Origin of the sequence: Pseudomonas sp. BF-R-19 (assembly GCF_019956445.1) — a bacterium.
Taxonomy (GTDB): domain Bacteria; phylum Pseudomonadota; class Gammaproteobacteria; order Pseudomonadales; family Pseudomonadaceae; genus Aquipseudomonas; species Aquipseudomonas fluorescens_BH.
On record NZ_JAHBDN010000095.1, the window covers coordinates 1 to 19,774 of the forward strand.

The 19,774-nt window shown below is 62.6% G+C and carries 18 protein-coding genes; 3 read left to right on the top strand and 15 right to left on the bottom strand.

What is annotated here, in order from left to right; all coding sequences use genetic code 11:
* Positions 1–91: 91 nt before the first annotated feature.
* From paaZ to paaF, 15 genes are all read right to left on the bottom strand, one after another.
* Entirely contained in the window at positions 92–2,161 is a 2,070-nt protein-coding gene (gene paaZ, locus KGB28_RS27130) for a phenylacetic acid degradation bifunctional protein PaaZ (RefSeq protein ID WP_223448620.1), read from the bottom strand.
* 58 nt (positions 2,162–2,219) lie between these two features.
* Positions 2,220–3,473: an OprD family porin gene (locus KGB28_RS27135; protein ID WP_223448621.1), complete on the bottom strand. Its 1,254-nt coding sequence runs from the start codon at positions 3,471–3,473 to the stop codon at positions 2,220–2,222.
* Between the two features lie 34 nt (positions 3,474–3,507).
* On the bottom strand, positions 3,508–5,154 hold the full coding sequence (locus KGB28_RS27140) for a cation acetate symporter (RefSeq protein ID WP_223448622.1): 1,647 nt from the start codon (positions 5,152–5,154) through the stop codon (positions 3,508–3,510).
* Complete coding sequence (locus KGB28_RS27145) at positions 5,151–5,459, bottom strand: DUF485 domain-containing protein (RefSeq protein ID WP_046042846.1); 309 nt, start codon at positions 5,457–5,459, stop codon at positions 5,151–5,153. The genes KGB28_RS27140 and KGB28_RS27145 overlap by 4 nt, the downstream gene beginning before the upstream one ends.
* A gap of 188 nt (positions 5,460–5,647) precedes the next feature.
* Positions 5,648–6,724 carry a 1,2-phenylacetyl-CoA epoxidase subunit PaaE gene (paaE, locus tag KGB28_RS27150; RefSeq protein ID WP_223448623.1) on the bottom strand — a complete coding sequence of 359 codons (1,077 nt, stop codon included), beginning with the start codon at positions 6,722–6,724 and terminating at the stop codon, positions 5,648–5,650.
* A 34-nt stretch (positions 6,725–6,758) separates the two neighbouring features.
* Entirely contained in the window at positions 6,759–7,292 is a 534-nt protein-coding gene (gene paaD / locus KGB28_RS27155; RefSeq protein WP_056722553.1) for a 1,2-phenylacetyl-CoA epoxidase subunit PaaD, read from the bottom strand.
* Positions 7,279–8,040, bottom strand: coding sequence for a 1,2-phenylacetyl-CoA epoxidase subunit PaaC (gene paaC, locus KGB28_RS27160; RefSeq protein WP_223448624.1), 762 nt, complete (start codon positions 8,038–8,040; stop codon positions 7,279–7,281). The genes paaD and paaC overlap by 14 nt, the downstream gene beginning before the upstream one ends.
* Positions 8,041–8,048: 8 nt before the next feature.
* A complete protein-coding gene (gene paaB, locus KGB28_RS27165; protein ID WP_007943393.1) occupies positions 8,049–8,330 on the bottom strand; it encodes a 1,2-phenylacetyl-CoA epoxidase subunit PaaB in 282 nt (93 codons plus the stop codon).
* A 28-nt stretch (positions 8,331–8,358) separates the two neighbouring features.
* Positions 8,359–9,348, bottom strand: coding sequence for a 1,2-phenylacetyl-CoA epoxidase subunit PaaA (gene paaA, locus KGB28_RS27170; RefSeq protein WP_223448625.1), 990 nt, complete (start codon positions 9,346–9,348; stop codon positions 8,359–8,361).
* 1,074 nt (positions 9,349–10,422) lie between these two features.
* Positions 10,423–11,748, bottom strand: coding sequence for a phenylacetate--CoA ligase PaaK (paaK, locus tag KGB28_RS27175; protein WP_223448626.1), 1,326 nt, complete (start codon positions 11,746–11,748; stop codon positions 10,423–10,425).
* Between the two features lie 99 nt (positions 11,749–11,847).
* A complete protein-coding gene (gene pcaF / locus KGB28_RS27180; protein ID WP_223448627.1) occupies positions 11,848–13,059 on the bottom strand; it encodes a 3-oxoadipyl-CoA thiolase in 1,212 nt (403 codons plus the stop codon).
* Positions 13,052–13,501 carry a hydroxyphenylacetyl-CoA thioesterase PaaI gene (gene paaI / locus KGB28_RS27185; protein ID WP_223448628.1) on the bottom strand — a complete coding sequence of 150 codons (450 nt, stop codon included), beginning with the start codon at positions 13,499–13,501 and terminating at the stop codon, positions 13,052–13,054. The genes pcaF and paaI overlap by 8 nt, the downstream gene beginning before the upstream one ends.
* Entirely contained in the window at positions 13,494–15,011 is a 1,518-nt protein-coding gene (gene paaH / locus KGB28_RS27190) for a 3-hydroxyacyl-CoA dehydrogenase PaaH (RefSeq protein WP_223448629.1), read from the bottom strand. Before paaH ends, paaI begins: the two co-directional genes overlap by 8 nt.
* A gap of 3 nt (positions 15,012–15,014) precedes the next feature.
* Positions 15,015–15,806: a 2-(1,2-epoxy-1,2-dihydrophenyl)acetyl-CoA isomerase PaaG gene (gene paaG / locus KGB28_RS27195; protein ID WP_223448630.1), complete on the bottom strand. Its 792-nt coding sequence runs from the start codon at positions 15,804–15,806 to the stop codon at positions 15,015–15,017.
* Between the two features lie 51 nt (positions 15,807–15,857).
* The gene (gene paaF, locus KGB28_RS27200) at positions 15,858–16,631 is read right to left on the bottom strand and encodes a 2,3-dehydroadipyl-CoA hydratase PaaF (RefSeq protein WP_223448631.1); all 774 of its coding nucleotides are present in this window, start codon (positions 16,629–16,631) and stop codon (positions 15,858–15,860) included.
* Positions 16,632–16,979: 348 nt separating this feature from the next.
* On the opposite strand from paaF, the gene paaY reads away from it, so the two are divergent.
* The 3 genes from paaY to feaR all read left to right on the top strand — a co-directional run bounded on the left by paaY (position 16,980) and on the right by feaR (position 19,683).
* The gene (gene paaY / locus KGB28_RS27205; protein WP_223448632.1) at positions 16,980–17,576 is read left to right on the top strand and encodes a phenylacetic acid degradation protein PaaY; all 597 of its coding nucleotides are present in this window, start codon (positions 16,980–16,982) and stop codon (positions 17,574–17,576) included.
* Between the two features lie 167 nt (positions 17,577–17,743).
* The gene (gene paaX / locus KGB28_RS27210; RefSeq protein ID WP_223448633.1) at positions 17,744–18,667 is read left to right on the top strand and encodes a phenylacetic acid degradation operon negative regulatory protein PaaX; all 924 of its coding nucleotides are present in this window, start codon (positions 17,744–17,746) and stop codon (positions 18,665–18,667) included.
* A gap of 101 nt (positions 18,668–18,768) precedes the next feature.
* Complete coding sequence (gene feaR, locus KGB28_RS27215) at positions 18,769–19,683, top strand: transcriptional regulator FeaR (RefSeq protein WP_223448634.1); 915 nt, start codon at positions 18,769–18,771, stop codon at positions 19,681–19,683.
* Positions 19,684–19,774 lie beyond the last annotated feature (91 nt).

The following is a 19,774-nucleotide window of genomic DNA, read 5'->3' on the forward strand; positions in this document are numbered from 1 at the left end:
GTGTGTCAGTCAACATCAATGTTGAATGTCAGTCCGCTTTCGCGAGCAAGCCCGCTCCCACAGTAGTTAAAGGTTGACCACAAAATCGTGATCAATCCTCGCGTTTGACCACCAAAGTCAAAATGTCATAACTGGCTACCAACTCACCCAACTGGTTGGTCACTTCCACATCCCACGCCACCACCCCTTGCGGAACGCCCTGCGGGCTCTTCTTGCCCTGGTCGATCTTGCGCTTGCAGGTCAGGCGCGCCTGGATGGTGTCGCCGATGCCCACCGGGTTGATGAAGCGCAGGGTGTCGAGGCCGTAGTTGGCCAGTACCGGGCCGACGCCAGGGGATACGAACAGGCCGGCCGCTGCCGACAGCACGAAGTAACCGTGGGCGATGCGCTTGCCGAACTGCGATTCCTTGGCCGCGATCTCGTCGAAGTGCATGTAGAAGTGGTCGCCCGACAGGCAGCCGAAGTTCACCAGGTCCGCTTCGGTGACGGTGCGACGGTGAGTCAGCAGCGACTCGCCGATCTGCAGGTCCTGGAAGTGGCGACGGAACGGATGCACGTCGGTTTCGATGACCTTGGCGCCGCGCACGTACTCGCCGGTGACCGCCGCCAGCATAGTCGGCGAACCTTGCACCGCCGCGCGTTGCAGGTAGTGTTTAACCGCGCGCAGGCCGCCGAGTTCTTCACCACCGCCGGCACGACCCGGGCCACCGTGCTTGAGTTGCGGCAGCGGCGAGCCGTGACCGGTGGATTCGCCAGCACAATGGCGGTCCAGTACCAGCAAACGGCCGTGCCAGGCAGCCGCGACCGGGATGGCCTTGGCGGCGATTTGTGGGTCCTTGGTCACCAGGCTGGCCACCAGGCTGCCTTTGCCGCGAGCGGCCAGGGCCAGTGCTTCGTCGAGATCGTCGTAGGCCATCAGGGTGCTGACCGGGCCGAATGCTTCGATATCGTGGGCGCCGCCCTCGGCATGCGGGTCGCGGGCCTGCAACAGGGTCGGGGCGAAGAAGGCGCCTTTGTCGACATTTACACCACGGGGTTCGAAACCGTCGCGGGCGCCGAACAGCATGTCGCTGCTCTGCAACAGCGCTTCCAGGCGCTCGGCCACGTCTTTCTGCTGGTCGTGGGAAGCCAGTGCGCCCATGCGCACGCCTTCCACCGACGGGTCGCCGACCACCACTTTGGCCAGGCGATCACGCAGGCGGGTGGCGACTGCATCGATGTGTTTGGCCGGGACGATGGCACGGCGGATGGCGGTGCATTTCTGCCCGGCCTTGGTGGTCATTTCCCGGGCGACTTCCTTGATGAACAGCTCGAACTCTTCGTCATCCGGGGTCACGTCCGGGGCGAGAATGGCGCAGTTCAGCGAGTCGGCTTCGGCATTGAACGGCACCGAATTGCGAATCAGATTCGGGTTGACCCGCAGCTTGGCCGCGGTGTCGGCGGAACCGGTGAAGGTCACCACGTCCTGGCCTTGCAGGCGGTCGAGCAGGTCGCCGGTGCTGCCGATGATCAGTTGCAGGCTGCCCGCCGGCAGCAGGCCGGATTCGTCCATCAGGCGCACCACGGCTTCGGTCAGGTAGCTGGTGGCGCTGGCCGGTTTGACGATGCACGGCATGCCGGCGAGGAAGCTCGGGGCGAATTTTTCCAGCATGCCCCAGATCGGGAAGTTGAAGGCATTGATGTGCACCGCCAGGCCGCCGCGAGGCACAAGGATGTGCGTGCCGGCGAAGGTGCCCATTTTGCTCAGCTGCATCGCCGGGCCTTCGTGGATGATGTTGCCCGACGGCAGCTCCCGCGAACCGAGGCTGGCGTAGGTGAACAGCGTGCTGTTGCCGCCTTCGATGTCGATCCAGCTGTCGGCACGGGTCGCGCCGCTGTGGTGGGAAATCGCGTAGAGCTGTTCCTTGCGCTCGCTCAGGTACAGGGCCAGGGCCTTGAGACGCTGGGCGCGCTGCTGGAAGTCCAGCGCCATCAAGCCGCTGACGCCCTGGCGACGGCCGTGTTCGATGGCCTCGGCGAAGTCCGGGCGCTCCTCATGGGTGCGGGCGATTTCATGGCCGTCGATGGCACTGCGCAGGACCTGTGCGCCCTGTTGGCCGATCCAGCGACCGGCGATGAAACTCTGCAGGGTAGGGGCATGCAGTGTAGGTGAAGAGGACATCACGATTGCTCCTGGTTATGAAAGGTTGTGGCGCGGCCTTAACCGCGCCATTCAGGGATTACCAAAGCGCCAGGGTGTAGCCGACGATCAGCCGGTTCTCATCCAGGGCGGTAGTCAGGCCATTGCCGGAACGGAAGGTCACGTTGCGCCAGCGCAGGCTGACGTTCTTCAACACACCGCTCTGGATGACGTAGTTGATATCGGTGTCGCGCTCCCATTCACTTCCGTTGTCGACGCTGCCGGCCTTGACATGGCTGCCGTCGGTGTAGCGGGTCATGAAGGTCAGGCCGGGAATGCCTTGCGCCGCGAAGTCATAGTCGTAACGCAGCTGCCAGGAATCCTCGTCGGCGCGGGTAAAGGTGTTGAAGGTCACCAGGTTGACCACGTACGGATCGCCACCGTTGAGGAACGGAAAGGCGCTGTCGCCGGATAACTGCTGGTAGGCGGCACTGACCTTGTGGGCACCGTGGGACACCGTAAACATGCCGTTGAAGTTGCGGTTGTCGATACGCCCGGCCCGTTCGGCGCCGTCACCGCGGCTGTCGAAATAACGCAGGTCGCTGCGCAGGTTGAAACCGTTGCCCAGCGGTTGCGTATGCACCAGTCCGGCGAATTGCTGGCGATAGATCTGGTCGAGCTTGCCGTAGTAGTAACTCAGGTTCAGTTGCGGACTGAACGCGTAGCTGCCGCCACCGAAGTCGAAGTTATCGCTGGTGGCGGCGGCGTAGCCGATGTCATCGTTGCTGGAGGAGTCGCGCAGGTTGGCCTTGGTCAGGCGCCCGGCATTCACCGTCAGGCCGTCGATTTCCTGGCTGGTCAGCAAGCCACCTTCGAAGGTCGAGCTCAGCAAGCGTGTGTCGTTGTAGGTCGCCACTGGCAACAAGGGTTGCAGGGTGCCGAGTTTCAACACGCTCTTGGAGACCCGCAATTTGCCGGTCAGGCCCAGTTCGCTGTAATCGTCGTCGGGCTCATGGCTCTGTGGGCCGAACGGCAGCAGGCCGGTGCCACGGCGGTCGGGACTGGAGTCGAGCTTGAGCCCCAGCTCGCCCAGTGCGTCGAGACCGAAACCGAAGGTGCCGTCGGTGAACCCGGACTCGATGCGCGCAGTGAATCCCTGGGCCCATTCTTCGGCCTTGGATTGCGGCGCGTTGTCCTGACGGAAATCGCGGTTGATGTAGTGGTTGCGCATATCAATGCGGGCCTTGCTGTCGCCGATGAAGTCGGCCATCGCGCTCGGCGCGATCATGGGCAGACTCAATGCGGCGGCCAGCGAAAACAGTGATGGGTAAGACGTGGTACGTGCGGGTGTCATTATTTTTATTCCCTGCCAACTGTTCGGTCGTCGTTTAGTGATTGCTGGCGCCGGTGGCACCGATGCCGGTCATCGAGCGGATGAACTGCGCCAGATAACGGCCACGCTCAAGGGCCGCACGGGGCGAGGTGTCGGTGACGGAAAACAGCCATGCACTAAAGAACGCCAGGCTCATGGAAAACAGCGCCGGGTTGGAGTACGGGAACAGCGCCTTGTCGTGATGCATCACGTTGACCCATACCGCCGGGCTCAGCACCAGCAACACAATCGCCGAGACCAGTCCGGACAGGCTGCCGAGGACCGCGCCACGGGTGGTCAGGCCTTTCCAGTACATCGAGAGGAACAACACCGGGAAATTCACCGACGCGGCGATGGCCAGCACCAGGCCCGAGAGGAACGCAATGTTCTGCGATTCGAACAGCAGGCCGAGGATGATCGCCAGCACACCGATGCACAGGGTGGCGATTCGCGACACGCGCATCTCTTGCTGTTCGCTGGCCTGGCCCTTGCGCATCACGCAGGCATACAGGTCGTGGGACACCGCCGAGGCGCCGGACAGTGCCAGCCCGGCAACCACCGCCAGGATGGTGGCGAAGGCGACCGCCGAGATGAAGCCGAGGAACAGGTTGCCGCCTACTGCCTGGGCCAGGTGCACGGCGATCATGTTGCCGCCGCCGATGATCGCGCCGCTGGCGTCACGGAACGCCGGATCGGTGCCGACCATGACGATGGCGCCGAAGCCGACGATGATCAGCAGCAAGTAGAAGTAGCCGATGAAACCGGTGGCGTAGAACACGCTTTTACGCGCTTCCCTGGCATCGCTGACGGTGAAGAAACGCATCAGGATGTGCGGCAGGCCGGCGGTGCCGAACATCATGCCCAGCCCCAGGGAAATCGCATCGATCGGGTTGGACAGCAAGCCGCCGGGGGCCATGATCGCGTTGCCCTTGGCATGCACGGCGGTGGCACCGGCAAACATCGCCTCAGTGCTGAAGCCGAAGTGCTTGAGCACCATGAACGCCATGAAGCTGGTGCCGAACAACAGCATCACCGCCTTGATGATCTGCACCCAGGTGGTGGCGAGCATGCCGCCGAAGGTCACGTAGAACACCATCAACACGCCGACCAGCATCACTGCGTAGAGGTAGTCGATACCGAACAGCAACTCGATCAGCTTGCCGGCACCAACCATCTGCGCCACCAGGTACATCAGGGCCACGGTCAGGGTGCCGAAGGCCGAGGTCAGGCGCACCGGGGTCTGTTCCAGGCGATAGGAAACCACGTCGGCAAAGGTGTACTTGCCCAGGTTACGCAGGCGTTCGGCAATCAGGAACAGGATGATCGGCCAGCCGGCCAGCACGCCCAGGGCGTAGAGCAAACCGTCGTAGCCATTGAGGAACATCATCGCGGAAATGCCGAGGAACGAGGCGGCCGAGATCATGTCGCCGGCAATCGCCAGGCCGTTCTGGAAACCGGTCATGCCGCCGCCAGCGGTGTAAAAGTCGCTGGTGGAGCGGGTGCGAAGTGCCGCCCAGCGAGTCACGCCAAGGGTGAACAGCACGAACACCAGGAACATGCCGATGGCGTTCCAGTTCAATGGTCGGGACGCGCCGTCGGCAGCCATCGCAACATCAGTGACAGCCGCCAGCGGCAGCAGGAACAGCGCGAGAAGGCGGTTCATCGGGCGCACTCCTGCTTGAGTTTTTCATTCAGCGGGTCGATCACGTTGTTGGCGCGATAGACATAGAAACCGGTCAGCGCAAAGGCCAGCCCGACGATGACGACACCCACCAGCATGCCCACGGTGGTCACGCCGCCGCTGAGGGATTGGCCGAGGGTAGAAGGGGAGAAAGCCACCAGCAGCACGAAGCCGTAGTAAATCACCAGCATGGCCAGGCTCAGTGACCAGTACAGCTTCTGTTTGCGACGCACCAGCTGGATGAAATCCGGGTGCTGGCGAATGAGTTCTACTTCCTGGGGTGTCATGACGCGCGCTCCTTTGTTGTTTTTGTTTTGGGTGAAACAGTTTCGGGTTGGAACCGGATCAATGTGGGAGCGGGCTTGCTCGCGAAGGGGCCATCACATTCAACATGGATGGCGCCTGATACTCCGTCTTCGTCGGAACGCCGCCCGGAGCAAGCCCGCTCCCACAGGGGGGCGCATTGCCCGATACATCAGAGCTGATCGAAATCCAGCACTACCTTGTCGCTGATCGGGAAGGCCTGGCACGACAGCACGTAGCCGGCGGCGACTTCGTAGTCTTCCAGGGCGTGGTTGCTGTCCATTTCCACTTCGCCCTCGATGACCTTGCACTTGCAGGTCGAGCACACGCCGGCCTTGCACGAGTAGGGCAGTTCCGCACCTTGCTCGTTACCCGCTTCGAGGATGCTCATGCTGTTGCGCGGCAGGTCGAAGGCCAGGGCGCGGCCGTCGCTGATCACGGTGATCTGGCTGACCGCCGCATCCACCTGGCGGGCGGCTTCACGGGCGGCGCGTTTTTGCTCGCTGCCGGCGGCGGCGAACAGTTCGAAATGGATGCGCTCAGGTTGCATGCCCTTGGCCTTGAGGCTGTCGCGCACGGTCTCGGTCATTTCCTGCGGGCCGCAGATGAAGGCGGCGTCGAGGGCCTTGACGTCGAGCCAGCGGCTGAACAGTTGCTCGCACTTCTCGGCGTTGATCCGGCCGTTGTACAGGTCGACGTCCTGCTGCTCGCGGCTGAACACGAAGATCAGGTTCAGGCGTTGCAGGTAGCGGTTTTTCAGGTCTTCCAGCTGCTCGCGAAACAATGCGCCGGAGCTGGAACGGTTGCCGTACAGCAGGGTGACGCGGCTGTGGGGCTCGGTTTGCAGGGTGGTCTTGATGATCGACAGGATCGGCGTGATGCCGCTGCCTGCGGCCACGGCCAGGTAATTGCCATGGCGTGCCGGGTCGAGTTCGACGCAGAAGTGCCCGGCGGGTGGCATCACCTCCAGGGTGTGTCCGGCTTTCAGCTGTTCGTTGGCAAACGCCGAGAAACGGCCGCCGATGACACGCTTGACGGCGATGCGCAGCTCACCGTCGTTGACCCCGGTGCAGATCGAGTAGGAACGGCGTACTTCTTCGCCGTCCAGTTGGGTGCGCATCACCAGGTGTTGGCCCTGGGTGAAGTGGAAGCTGTCCTGCAAGTGCTGCGGAATTTCGAAGGCGATGGACACCGCGTCACGGGTCTCAGTGCGCACGTCCTTGATGGTCAGGCTGTGAAATTTGCTCATTGTTGTTCTCCAGCTGGGACGGCCTATTCGCCGCTCAGATGCACTTGAAATAGTCGAACGGTTCCCGGCAATCGACGCAGCGGTACAGCGCCTTGCACGCGGTGGAGCCGAACTGGCTGAGGACCTCGGTGTGGGCGCTGCCGCATTGCGGGCACACAACCTGCGGGCTTTCGCCGAGCAGGCTGCGCTTGCTGGTGCTGCCCTCGGGCGGTGCGATGCCGTAGGCGCGCAGGCGTTCGCGACCGCTGGCGCTGATCCAGTCGGTGGTCCAGGCCGGGGTCAATTTGCGCTCAAGCTGCGGCGCCTTGAATCCGGCCAGTTCCAGCGCTTCGCGGATGTCGCTCTCGATCACTTCGGTGGCCGGGCAGCCGGAGTAGGTCGGCGTGACCACCACGTGAAGGTGACCGGCCTGCCAGTCCAGGTCGCGGACAATGCCCAGGTCGACCACGCTGACCACTGGCACTTCCGGGTCCATGACCTCTGCCAGAATCGCCCACGCGGCAGCCAGGTCGGTCGGTTGTGCCGGCCGGGCGCCGAGGTCGCTGGCGATCAGCTCACCAGGTTGCATCGGGGTACGCTCGTGGCAGGAACTGCATTTCGGCCAGCAGGATGCCCAGGTGTTCGGTGTGCAGGCCCTTGCGTGCATTCAGGTAGAAGTAGTTCGGCGTCGCAGGAACGGGCAGGGTGGCGCTGGTGAAGATCTGCTCGACCTTGGCCTGCCACTGGGCGGCCACGCTGGCGATGTCCGGGGTGATGCCGGCTTCGCACAGCTGTTGTTCGCTGTCATCGGCGGCGATCAGTTCCACGGTGAAGCGCCAGACTTCGGGGATGGCCGCGAGCATGCGCTTGTGGCTTTCCTCGGTGCCGTCGCCCATACGCTCGATCCATTCGCCGGAGCGGCGCAGGTGATAGGTCACTTCCTTCACCGCCTTGGCGGCGATCCCGGTGATGCGTTCGTCGCTGGACTGGCTCAGGCCCTGCAGCACCGGCAGATGCCAGGCGTCATAGAGGAACTGCTTGAGCATGGTCACCGCGAAGTCACCGTTGGGTTGCTCTACCAGCAACAAGTTGCGGTAGGCGCGCTCGTCACGACGGAACGCCAGGTGATCGGCATCGCGGCCGTCGTCCAGCAGTTCGGCGGCGTATTCCAGCCAGTTGCGGGCCTGGCCCACCAGGTCGAGGCCGACGTTCATCAGCGCCAGCTCTTCTTCCAGCGCCGGGGCCTTGCCGCACCATTGGCACAGGCGCTGGCCCTGGACCAGGGCGCTGTCGCCGAGGCGCAGCAGGTATTCGATCAGATCAGTCTTGTTGTCCATGGTCGACCTCACATGTGCCCGACTTCGGCCGGCAGCTCGTAGAAGCTGGCGTGGCGGTAAACCTTGTCGTCCGACGGGTCGAACAGCGGGTCTTTTTCATCTGGCGACGAGGCGGTGATCAATGCCGAAGGCACCACCCACAGGCTCACGCCTTCGCTGCGACGGGTGTAGAGCTCGCGGGCGTTCTCGATGGCCATGGTGGTGTCGGCGGCATGCACGCTGCCGACGTGCTTGTGGTTGAGGCCGTGCTTGCTGCGCACGAAGACTTCGAAGAGGGTCCACTCGGACATTTCAGTTACTCCACATCAGGTGGCCGGATCAGGCGGCGTTCTTGTTTTGTTTTTTGCGGGCGTGGGCGACGGCGGCTTCACGAACCCAGGCACCGTCTTCAATCGCCTTGCGGCGGGTGGCGACGCGTTCCTGGTTGCACGGGCCGTTGCCCTTGAGCACTTCGTAGAATTCGTTCCACTGGATTTCGCCGAAGTCGTAGTGACCGCGTTCGGTGTTCCATTTCAGGTCCGGGTCGGGGCAGGTGCAGCCCAGCAATTCCAGTTGCGGAATGGTCTGGTCGATGAAGCGCTGGCGCAGTTCGTCGTTGCTCTGGCGCTTGATTTTCCAGGCCATGGACTGGGCGCTGTTCGGCGAGTGTTCGTCGCTCGGGCCAAACATCATCAGCGACGGCCACCACAGGCGGTTGATCGCGTCCTGGACCATGTCTTTTTGCGCCTGGTTGCCGTGGCGCATCATGGTCAGGAGGATTTCGTAGCCCTGGCGCTGGTGGAAGCTCTCTTCCTTGCAGATGCGCACCATGGCCCGGGAGTAGGGGCCGTAGGAGGTGCGCTGCAGCACCACCTGGTTGACGATCGCCGCACCATCCACCAGCCAGCCCACCGCGCCCATGTCGGCCCAGTTCAGCGTCGGGTAATTGAAGATGCTCGAGTACTTGGCCTTGCCGCTGTGCAGCTTGGCGACTTCTTCGTCGCGGTCGGCGCCCAGGGTTTCCATGGCGCTGTACAGGTACAGGCCGTGGCCGGCTTCGTCCTGGATCTTGGCCATCAGTTGCAGTTTGCGTTTGAGCGACGGCGCGCGGGTGACCCAGTTGCCTTCGGGCAGCATGCCGACGATTTCGGAGTGGGCGTGCTGGGAAATTTGCCGGATCAGGGTCTGGCGGTAGGCATCTGGCATCCAGTTCTTGGCTTCGATCTTGATTTCTGAATCGATTTTTTCCTGGAATGCGCGTTCCTGGTCGGACATTTCCGAGAGGTCTTTGATGCGCTTTACGCCTGTTTCTACTAGCTGTGCGTACATTTTTGAGTTCCCGCCTTGAATCTGTTCTGGGGCATGGGGAACTTTATAAGCGATACAGAATTTAATATCAAACACAAAATGACGTGTCGTATTTGTTTTTTGTATCGCTTTGGATGGGCGGTCGCTTTTTGGGGCGGTGTGCATATCCGTTTCTGGGGTAACGGCCACCTGTTGGCCAAGGCGGCCTGACAGCCGACCTGTCTTTTGTTGGCCGTGTACATATCCGTTGCTGCGGTAACGGCGGCTGGCGGTTTCGCCCTTACGGCGAGTCCCTTTTGGCAAACGCCCCAAAAGGAACCAAAAGGTCTCGCCCCTTACGTACGGCCCCTCGCTTAGGCTCGGCGTTCCTTCGCTGCGGTATTCATCCGGGGGCATTGCCCTCCGGTCGGCTTCGCTTCGACCTACATGCAATGAGTTCGACTGCGTCGAACGGCGCTGCGCGCCAATCCCCGGATGAACACCTCCACTCAGCCTCCCGAGGGGGCGGGTGGATCAAGATCAAGAGCTGCAGGCGAGCTAACGCTCGGCCTGATGAGTGGTGAAGAGCGACGCGGTGGTGTGGGCTGCTCTGCCTTTGCTCTTCTGTGGGAGCGGGCTTGCTCGCGAAGGCGGCCTGCCAGTCGACCGAAATCTTGCAGATGTACTGAGTACCTGTGGGAGCGAGCTTGCTCGCGATAGCGGTCTACCGGCGACCAGGTACCTCCCAGACGAACGACCCCAACAACCAGGCCGGCCGGTAGGCCGCCTCGGGCGCTGTTGCGGTACACGCCCCCTCGTGAGGCCCACGGAGCAGGACCGGAGCGAGGGAATGCCGAGCCTGGGCGAGGCACCGAATGTCAGGGGCAGGAGCCTTTGGTTACTTGGGGCTTTTCCAAGTGACCCGCCGTAAGGGCGGAACCCTAAGTGGCCGTGACCGCAGCAACGGATATGTACACCCACAAAACAATCATCGACTGACACAAATCCATCGCGAGCAAGCTCGCTCCCACAGGGATTGTGCTCGGCTCCAGAGTCGGTAAAGCCCCGGCCAAAAAAAAAGCCCCGCAAAAAGCGGGGCCATAAAGGGTGCAGCAGTCATGCTTTCGGACGTTTATCCAACACGTGGCAAGCCTTGCCCTCAGAGCGCTTGATCGAATGAAACGGCTGCAAAACGATCCGCGAACTGATCCCGATATACGTCTTGATGTGCTTGCTCAACTCCCCGCAAACAGCCTTCTGCTGTTCATCGCTCAGGTGCTGGTGCTCAGCCTTGAGCTCGACATGCACATCCACGCTGTCCAGGTTGCCATTACGATACAGATGAATCTCATAACACTCGGCAAGTTGTTTAACTTTTAGAACTTGTTCCTCGATCTGCGTCGGAAACACGTTAACGCCACGAATGATCAGCATGTCATCGCTGCGCCCGGTGATCTTGTCGATGCGCCGCATCGGTCGTGCGGTGCCCGGCAGCAGGCGCGTGAGGTCGCGGGTGCGGTAGCGGATCATCGGCAGGGCTTCTTTGCTCAATGAGGTGAACACCAGTTCGCCCATCTGCCCGTCCGGCAGCACTTCGCCGGTGATCGGGTCGATGATTTCCGGGTAGAAGTGGTCTTCCCAGATGGTCGGGCCGTCCTTGGTTTCGGCGCATTCCATGGCGACACCCGGCCCCATGATTTCCGAGAGGCCGTAGATGTCCAGGGCGGTGATGCCCAGGCGTTGCTCGATGGCGCTGCGCAGTTCGGCGGTCCAGGGCTCGGCGCCGAAGATGCCCAGGCGCAGGGCCAGTTTGTGCGGGTCGATGCCCTGGCGCTCGATTTCGTCGGCGATGTTGAGCATGTAGGACGGCGTGACCATGATGATGTCCGGCTGGAAATCCTTGATCAGTTGCACTTGTTTTTCGGTCTGGCCGCCGGACATCGGGATCACCGTGCAGCCCAGGCGTTCGGCGCCGTAGTGCGCGCCGAGGCCGCCGGTGAACAGGCCGTAGCCATAGGAAATATGCACCTTGTCGCCACGGCGGCCACCGCCGGCGCGGATCGAGCGCGCCACCACGTTGGCCCAGGTGTCGATGTCGTTCTGGGTGTAGCCGACCACGGTCGGTTTGCCGGTGGTGCCGCTGGACGCGTGCAGGCGCACGATGTCGTGCATCGGCACGGCAAACATGCCGTAGGGGTAGTTGTCCCGCAGGTCGGACTTGGTGGTGAAAGGGAATTTCGCCAGGTCGTCCAGGGACTTGATGTCATCGGGGTGCACGCCCAGCGCATCGAAACGCTGACGGTACAGCGGCACGTTGTTGTAGGCGTGGTTCAGGCTCCAGCGAAGGCGCTCCAGCTGATGCTGGCGCAGTTCGTCGATGCTGGCGGTTTCCAGCGGGTCCAGCACAGGATCCAGGATGGATTTGGCTATTGGCATGTTCATGTGTTCACTCGAATTGTTTTTGTGTTCCAGCCCTTTTGCACAAGGGCTTTGAGTGCATGCCCCAAGGATACTTCTCGGCTCCTTGGGAATCGCGATTCTTTAGTGGGATAGACGCTCGATGATCAGCGCGATCCCTTGGCCGACACCGATGCACATGGTGCACAGGGCGTAGCGGCCGTTACGTTCTTCCAACTCGTGCAGGGCGGTGGTCACCAACCGTGCGCCGCTCATGCCCAGTGGATGGCCCAGGGCGATGGCGCCGCCGTTGGGGTTGACCCGCGGGTCGGTGTCGCTCAGGCCTAGTTCACGCAGCACCGCCAGACCCTGTGCGGCGAAGGCTTCGTTGAGTTCGATCACGTCCATGTCGGCGAGGCTCAGGTTGGCCACTTCCAGCACCTTGCGCGTGGCTGGAACTGGACCGATGCCCATGATTCGGGGCTCGACGCCGGCAGTGGCCATTGCTACAACGCGGCCACGGGCGGTCAGGCCGTGGCGTTTGGCGACTTCCGGGCTGGCCAGCAACAGCGCGCAGGCACCGTCGTTGACTCCGGAGGCGTTGCCGGCGGTGACGCTGCCGCCTTCGCGGAACGGCGTGCCGAGTTTGGCCAACTGCTCAAGGGTGGTGTCGCCGCGCGGGTGTTCGTCGTGCTCGACCACTTTGGCCGGGCCTTTGCGCTGGGGAATCTTCACCGCGACGATTTCCTTGGCCAGGCGTCCGTTGGCCTGGGCGGCAGTGGCGCGTTGCTGGCTGCGCAGGGCGAAGGCATCTTGATCTGCCCGGGAGATGTTGAACTGTTCGGCGACGTTCTCCGCCGTTTCCGGCATGGAGTCGATGCCGTAGGCCTTTTTCATCAGCGGATTGACGAAGCGCCAGCCGATGGTGGTGTCGAAGATTTCGGCCGACCGGGAAAACGCCTGCTCGGCCTTGCCCATCACCAGCGGTGCGCGGGACATGGATTCAACGCCACCGACCAGCATCAGCCCGGTTTCGCCGCTGCGAATGGCCCGGGCGGCGGTGCCGATGGCATCCAGCCCGGAACCGCACAGGCGATTGAGGGTGGTGCCCGGCACGCTGACCGGCAACCCGGCCAGCAGCGCCGACATGCGTGCGACGTTGCGGTTGTCTTCGCCGGCCTGGTTGGCGCAGCCGTAGATCACGTCATCGACCGTGTTCCAGTCGACTTGCGGGTGACGACGCAGCAGTTCGCGCAGCGGCACCGCGCCGAGGTCGTCGGCGCGCACGCTGCTCAGGACACCGGCGTAACGGCCAATCGGGGTGCGGACGGCGTCGATGATCAGGGCGTCATTCATTGGGGGTCTCCTGCGCCAGCACCGGGCCGCGCACTTTGTAGGATTTGCCGTGGAACAGGGCGATCAACTGGCCCTGCTGGTTTTCGATGCGCACGTCATAGTTGCCGGTGCGACCGGAACGGCTCTGCTCGATGCAGTCGGCGTTCAGCGTGTCGCCCAGGCGCGCCGGGGCGATGTAGTCGATGCTGCAACCGATGGCCACGGTGGCTTCGTTGTAGCTGTTGCAGGCAAAGGCGAACGCCGAGTCGGCGAGGGCGAACAGGTAGCCGCCGTGGCAGGTGCCGTGGCCCTGGACCATGTCGGCGCGCACGGTCATGCCGACCCGGGAGCAACCGGGGCCGGCCGAGAGCAGGCGCATGCCCATGGCCTGGCTGGCGGCGTCGCGCTGGAACAGCGATTGCGCGCATTCACTGGCCAAGGACATGGCTTCATGGTTAGTCATGGAATGTTCTCCCTTCGGCGACGCGACGGCGCAGCAGCAGCGACGGCCGGTAGCGTTCTTCGCCATAACTGGCTTGCAGGTTTTCCAGCGTTTTAAGCATGTGCGCCAGGCCAATGGCATCGGCCCAGGCCAGCGGCCCTTGCGGATAATTGACCCCGGCGCGCATGGCCAGATCGATGTCGGCGGCCGAGGCCACGCCTTGCAGCAGGGCGTCGGCGGCTTCGTTGGCGAGCATGGCCACGGTGCGCAGGACGGCGAGGGCCGGGCTGTCGCTGAGCAGGCTGACCTTCAGGCCGGCCCGTTGCAGCAGGGCAACGCCTTGTTCGAGGGCCTGCGGATCAATGCCTGCCGCATGGCTGATGGCGATGCGTTTGGCATTGCCGTAATCGAACGCCAGATCCAGCAGGATCAGGTTGCGCAGCCCGTCTTCCCGAGCCCGCTGACAGGCCATGCGCCCGTCGCTCAAGGCCAGCACGGCATCACCAACCCGCAGCAAACCTCGACCATCGCGCTGGATGATCTCGACGCCTTGTTCATGCAAACGTGCGAGCAAGCCTTTAGCGATACCGAGGTCGCCTTCCACAGCGCAAACCTCGACTTTCGCAGCGCTGCTGATTTCAGCGGCGTGCGGGCGCTCCGCACCTTGGGCATAGCTGTAGAAACCCTGGCCGCTCTTGCGTCCCAGGTGCCCGCCGTCCACCAGTTCTTTCTGGATCAGCGACGGCAGGAAACGCGTGTCCTGGTAATAAGCGTCAAACACCGAGCAGGTCACGGCGTAGTTGACGTCATGGCCGATCAGGTCGGTCAGCTCGAACGCGCCCATGGCAAAGCCGCCGGCCTCGCGCATCAACGCATCCAGGGTCGGGCAATCTGCCGCGCCTTCCTGAAGCATCCGCAGGCTTTCGGCATAGAACGGCCGGGCCACGCGGTTGACGATAAAACCCGGCGTCGAGCGGGTGTGCACCGGTTTTTTGCCCCAGGCCTTGGCCGTGTCGTACAGGCACTCGGCGAGTACCGGATCGCTGGCTAGGCCGGAGACGACTTCCACCAGCGCCATGACCGGTGCCGGGTTGAAGAAGTGCAGGCCGAGCAGGCGTTGTGGATGCTCAAGCTGCGCGGCGATGCTGGTGATCGACAGCGACGAGGTATTGCTGGCGAGGATGCAATGTTCGCCGCAGATGCCTTCGAGCTGGCGGAATAGCGCGCGCTTGATCTCAAGGTTCTCGACGATGGCTTCGATGATCAGGTCGCAGTCGACCAGGGTCTCGATGGCTTCCACCGCTTGCAGGCGGGCAATCGTCGCGCTGCGCGACTCGGCCGACAGTTTGCCGTTCTCGACTCGCTTGCCCAGTTGGCGGTCGATGCCTTCAATCGCTTGGGCGGCAGCGCCGGGACGATTGTCCAGCAGCAATACCGGATGGCCGGCCTGGGCCGCGACCTGGGCGATACCGGCACCCATGGCCCCGGCGCCGATCACGGCGACGCGTGCAGATGTGTTCAATGCGGTCATGACTCAGCGCCCCTTGAAAACTGGGGTGCGTTTTTCCATGAAGGCGCCGACGCCTTCGCGGTAGTCCTCGCTGCGCCCGGCCAGGCGCTGCAGGTCTTTTTCCAGCTCTAACTGTTCGTCGAAGCTGTTGCTCAGGCTGGCGTTGAGGCTGCGCTTGATCAGCGCCAGACCGTAGGTCGGCTGGGTCGCCAGGTGGCGGGCCAATTTCAGGGCTTCGTCACGCAAATCGGCGTCGTCCACACACTGGTAGATCAAGCCCCATTGCTCGGCTTGTTCGGCGTTCAGGCGATTGCCGAGCAGGGCCAGGGCCTTGGCGCGGGCCATGCCCACCAGACGCGGCAGGGTCCAGGTGCCGCCGGAATCCGGGATCAGGCCGATCTTGCAGAACGCCTGAATGAAACTGGCCGAACGCGCCGCCAGTACCAGGTCGCAGGCCAGCGGAATGTTGGCGCCAGCCCCGGCCGCCACGCCATTGACCGCGCAGATCACCGGAAGCGGCAGGTCGCGCAATTGGCGGATCAACGGGTTGTAGAACTTCTCGATGGACTCGCCCAGGTCCGGCACGTCGCTGCCCGGCGCGACATTGCGGTCGCTCAGGTCTTGCCCGGCGCAGAAGCCGCGACCTTCACCGGTCAGCAGCAATACGCGTACGTCCGGGTTCTGCCGCACTTGCTTGAGTGCTTCCTTCACTTCGCCATGCATCTGGGTGTTGAAGCTGTTGAGCTGTTCCGGCCGATTGAGGCTGAGCAGGGCGACGCCGGCGTCGATGGAAAACAGGATGTGTTCGAAGTTCATGGTCTTGGCGTTCTCTTGGCAGTCGTTCGAATTCGGATGTCGGTGGCCGCTTTATTGCCCGGTGAAAGTCGGGCTGCGCTTTTCCTGGAAGGCTGCAATGCCTTCGTCGCGGTCGCGGGTGCCGGCCAGTACGGTGAAGGCGTGACGTTCGAAGCGCAGGCCGCTGGCCAGGTCGGTGTCCATGGCCTTGAGCAGCGCTTCCTTGGCCAGGCGCACCGCCAGCGGTGCCTTGGCCGCGATGCTGCGGGCGATGTGCAGGGCGCGCTCGACGGTGAGTTCCGGTTGGGTGACTTCACTGACCAGGCCGGCGCGTTGGGCCTGGCGGGCGTCGATCGGCTCGCCGGTCAGCACCATCTGCATGGCCATGGATTTGCCGACGGCGCGCAGCAGGCGTTGGGTGCCACCGGCGCCGGGCATGATCCCGAGGTTGATTTCCGGCTGGCCGAAGCGGGCGTCAAGGCCTGCAATGATGATGTCGGCGTGCATCGCCAGTTCGCAGCCGCCACCGAGGGCGAAGCCGTTGACGGCGGCGATCAGCGGTTTGCTGAAGCGGGTAATGGTTTGCCACGAGGCCTGGCGTGGGTCGTCGAGGATGCCGACCAGGTTGCGTTCGGCCATTTCCTTGATGTCGGCACCGGCGGCGAAGGCCTTGCGGCTGCCGGTAAGGACCACGGCGCGGGTGTCGGGGTCGGCTTGCGCGATGTTCAGTTCAGCGGCCAGTTCGCCCAGCAACTCGGTGGTCAAGGCGTTCAGGGCTTGCGGGCGCTGCAGGGTAATCAGGCGGACGCCAGGCTCGATCAATTCGACGGCAAGGGTCAGAGGCATGGCGGATGCTCTCACGGTGCACGCTCGGCGTGGTGCCGGCTCGTTATTGGATCGGCCGCAGGGGCCGGTTTTGCCCAAGTATAGCTATAACGTGATACGTAAATGCAATACTAAAATAGATTTAATGTGTCTTATTGGTGGGGGTTTTGATTTTAATGCTTCCTGCTTAAGGGTGGTTGGTAGTGGGTTTTACCTAGAAAACATTGGGTTTTATGGCGATTTTAGGGGCGTACTGGTATTCGTCGGAAAGGTGCATTTCAAGCGATACGGTTTTTAGTCTTTGTGATGTTAAAAGTGATGTGATACAAGATGAGTCATTATTTGCATCGCTTTGTGAAGGAAGCTTCCATGACCTGCTACAGCCTTGATGGCCTGACTCCGGTGGTTGATCCGAGCGCTTATGTGCACCCGTCCGCCGTGTTGATCGGTGACGTAATCATCGGCCCCCATTGCTATGTCGGTCCGCTGGCCAGCCTGCGCGGAGACTTCGGGCGGATCGTGCTGGAGGAGGGCGCCAACCTGCAGGACACCTGCGTGATGCACGGTTTCCCCGACAGCGACACCGTGGTCGAGCGCAATGGCCACATCGGCCACGGCGCGGTGCTGCACGGTTGCCGGATCGGTGCCGACGCGCTGGTGGGCATGAATGCGGTGGTGATGGACAACGCCCGGATCGGCCCGCGTTCATTCGTTTCGGCGGCGGCGTTCGTCAAGGCCGGCTTCGAATGCCCGGAGCAGTCGCTGGTCATGGGGGCTCCGGCCAGCGTCAAGCGCAGCCTCAGCGATCAGGAAGTGGCGTGGAAACAGGCCGGCACCCGGGAATATCAGCAACTGGCCCAGCGTTGCCTTACGCAGATGCAGATTTGCGAACCGCTGAGCGAACCGGAGCCGGATCGCCCGCGGATCAGTGACCGCGGGTTGCGGCCGAAAGGCAGTGCCTCATGAACACCACCTTCCCCTGTGGGAGCGGGCTTGCTCGCGAATGCAGAGTGCCAGACAACATATTTATGTACTGACACACCGCCTTCGCGAGCAAGCCCGCTCCCACAAGGGATTGGGATTAACCCCATAGGTTTCGGTATATTCCTTTTCTTTTTCCGCACGGAACGCCCATGTCGTCCCTGACTCCCTTGAACCATCTGATTACCCGCTTCCAGGAGCAGACGCCGATCCGCGCCAGTTCCTTGATCATCACGTTGTACGGGGATGCCATCGAACCCCATGGCGGCACCGTCTGGCTGGGTAGCCTGATTCAGTTGCTCGAACCCATCGGCATCAACGAGCGGCTGATCCGCACCTCGATTTTTCGCCTGACCAAGGAAGGTTGGCTGACCGCCGAGAAAGTCGGTCGTCGCAGCTACTACAGCCTGACCGGCACCGGCCGCCGGCGTTTCGACAAGGCTTTCAAGCGGGTCTACAGCACCACGATGCCGGCCTGGGATGGTTCCTGGTGCCTGGTGATGCTCTCGCAGCTGACCCAGGACAAACGCAAACAGGTGCGCGAAGAACTGGAGTGGCAAGGCTTCGGCGCGATTTCGCCGGTGGTGCTGGCCTGTCCGCGCAGCGACCGTTCCGACGTCAACGCGACCCTGCTCGACCTCGGTGTCCAGGAAGACACCATCATCTTCGAAACCACCGCCCAGGACGTATTGACCTCCAAGGCCCTGCGCCTGCAAGTGCGCGAGAGCTGGAACATCGAGGAGCTGGCGGCGCACTACAGCGAGTTCATCCAGCTGTTCCGGCCGCTGTGGCAAGCCCTGCGCGAGCAGGAAAACCTGCAACCGGCCGACTGCTTCCTGGCGCGGGTGCTGCTGATTCACGAGTACCGAAAGCTGCTGCTGCGCGACCCGCAATTGCCGGACGAGTTGCTGCCCGGCGATTGGGAAGGCCGCGCCGCCCGCCAGTTGTGCCGCAACATTTACCGTTTGATCTACGCCAAGGCCGAAGAATGGCTGAACGCCGCACTGGAAACGGCCGATGGCCCGTTGCCGGATGTGGGTGAAAGCTTCTATCGGCGTTTTGGCGGACTGAAATAGCACGTCATTGTTCAGGGAGTGGTGCGGTTCAGGAGACTCGAAGCATCCGATGTCGTGTGGATTGACGTAGACAATAAAAATAAGCCTGCGTGAGGCCTGACATGATTTCTACAACAGCACAGCGCCATGATGGGTTCGACCAGTGGATCCATCAGATCAACCAGATCTGTGGTGCCTTCAACGCACAACCCCTGGGCAGCGAATTTGCCGGGCGCATCCGCGAATACCAGAGCGATGCGCTCAAACTCAGTTTCGTCGACGCGTGCCAGGCGCGGCTGTTCCGCACGCCCCAGGAAGTCGCGGCAGGCGAGGGCGGCAAGTATTTTGCGGTGTTCCAGCTCGACGGCACGGCGGGCATGGCCCAGGGCGACGACAAGGTCTTGCTGTCCCCCGGCGACATCACGCTGATCGATGCCGCGCGGCCCAGCGACTTCACCTACGGCGAAAGCTCCCGGCAGTTGTCGCTGATCCTGCCGTATCAACTGGTCGAGCAAACCCTGCGCTTCAATCAGGTCAAGTGCGGTCACCGGATCGCCGCGACCTCGCCCATAGCAATGCTCTCGCACCGGTTGATCCTCGATGCCACCCGCCAGCAGCACCTGACCCGCCAGGAAAGCGAAGCGACCCTGGAGGCGATTGTCAGCCTGCTGCGCCCGGCGATCAGCCAGGCCGACGACAGCACGGACTCCCATGAGCGGATCTTCCGCAAGACGCTCACCTGCATCGACGAAAACATTCGCTCCGAAGACCTGTGCCCGGAATGGCTGGCGCGGGAAGTCGGCATGTCCACCCGTGGCCTGTACCGCATGTTTGCCAAGAAGGGATTGGTGGTGGCGCGCTACATCAAGAACCGTCGCCTGGATTTGTGCGCCGAATCCCTGCGCCGGTCAGGCAAGGAGCAGAAGTTGTCGGTGCTGGGGTATTCGTGGGGGTTTTCCGATTCGAGTTACTTCTCCACCGCGTTCAAATCGCGCTTCGGCATTGCACCGGGGGAGTATCGCAAGCGGCATGCTTGATCGTTTGCATGGGCACCGCCTGACCCTGTGGGAGCGGGCTTGCTCGCGAAAGCGGTGTGTCAGTCAATGAAGTAGTCGACTGACATACCGC

Excerpts from the sequence above, each read along its gene's own strand:
- KGB28_RS27135 (WP_223448621.1), bottom strand. The coding sequence starts at position 3,473 with ATGACACCCGCACGTACCACGTCTTACCCATCACTGTTTTCGCTGGCC.
- paaZ (WP_223448620.1), bottom strand. The coding sequence starts at position 2,161 with ATGTCCTCTTCACCTACACTGCATGCCCCTACCCTGCAGAGTTTCATC.
- paaX (WP_223448633.1), top strand. The coding sequence starts at position 17,744 with ATGTCGTCCCTGACTCCCTTGAACCATCTGATTACCCGCTTCCAGGAG.
- paaI (WP_223448628.1), bottom strand. The coding sequence starts at position 13,501 with ATGACTAACCATGAAGCCATGTCCTTGGCCAGTGAATGCGCGCAATCG.
- pcaF (WP_223448627.1), bottom strand. The coding sequence starts at position 13,059 with ATGAATGACGCCCTGATCATCGACGCCGTCCGCACCCCGATTGGCCGT.
- paaC (WP_223448624.1), bottom strand. The coding sequence starts at position 8,040 with ATGGACAACAAGACTGATCTGATCGAATACCTGCTGCGCCTCGGCGAC.
- paaF (WP_223448631.1), bottom strand. The coding sequence starts at position 16,631 with ATGCCTCTGACCCTTGCCGTCGAATTGATCGAGCCTGGCGTCCGCCTG.
- paaA (WP_223448625.1), bottom strand. The coding sequence starts at position 9,348 with ATGTACGCACAGCTAGTAGAAACAGGCGTAAAGCGCATCAAAGACCTC.
- paaB (WP_007943393.1), bottom strand. The coding sequence starts at position 8,330 with ATGTCCGAGTGGACCCTCTTCGAAGTCTTCGTGCGCAGCAAGCACGGC.
- paaG (WP_223448630.1), bottom strand. The coding sequence starts at position 15,806 with ATGAACTTCGAACACATCCTGTTTTCCATCGACGCCGGCGTCGCCCTG.
- KGB28_RS27145 (WP_046042846.1), bottom strand. The coding sequence starts at position 5,459 with ATGACACCCCAGGAAGTAGAACTCATTCGCCAGCACCCGGATTTCATC.
- feaR (WP_223448634.1), top strand. The coding sequence starts at position 18,769 with ATGATTTCTACAACAGCACAGCGCCATGATGGGTTCGACCAGTGGATC.
- paaY (WP_223448632.1), top strand. The coding sequence starts at position 16,980 with ATGACCTGCTACAGCCTTGATGGCCTGACTCCGGTGGTTGATCCGAGC.
- KGB28_RS27140 (WP_223448622.1), bottom strand. The coding sequence starts at position 5,154 with ATGAACCGCCTTCTCGCGCTGTTCCTGCTGCCGCTGGCGGCTGTCACT.
- paaE (WP_223448623.1), bottom strand. The coding sequence starts at position 6,724 with ATGAGCAAATTTCACAGCCTGACCATCAAGGACGTGCGCACTGAGACC.
- paaH (WP_223448629.1), bottom strand. The coding sequence starts at position 15,011 with ATGACCGCATTGAACACATCTGCACGCGTCGCCGTGATCGGCGCCGGG.
- paaK (WP_223448626.1), bottom strand. The coding sequence starts at position 11,748 with ATGAACATGCCAATAGCCAAATCCATCCTGGATCCTGTGCTGGACCCG.
- paaD (WP_056722553.1), bottom strand. The coding sequence starts at position 7,292 with ATGCAACCTGGTGAGCTGATCGCCAGCGACCTCGGCGCCCGGCCGGCA.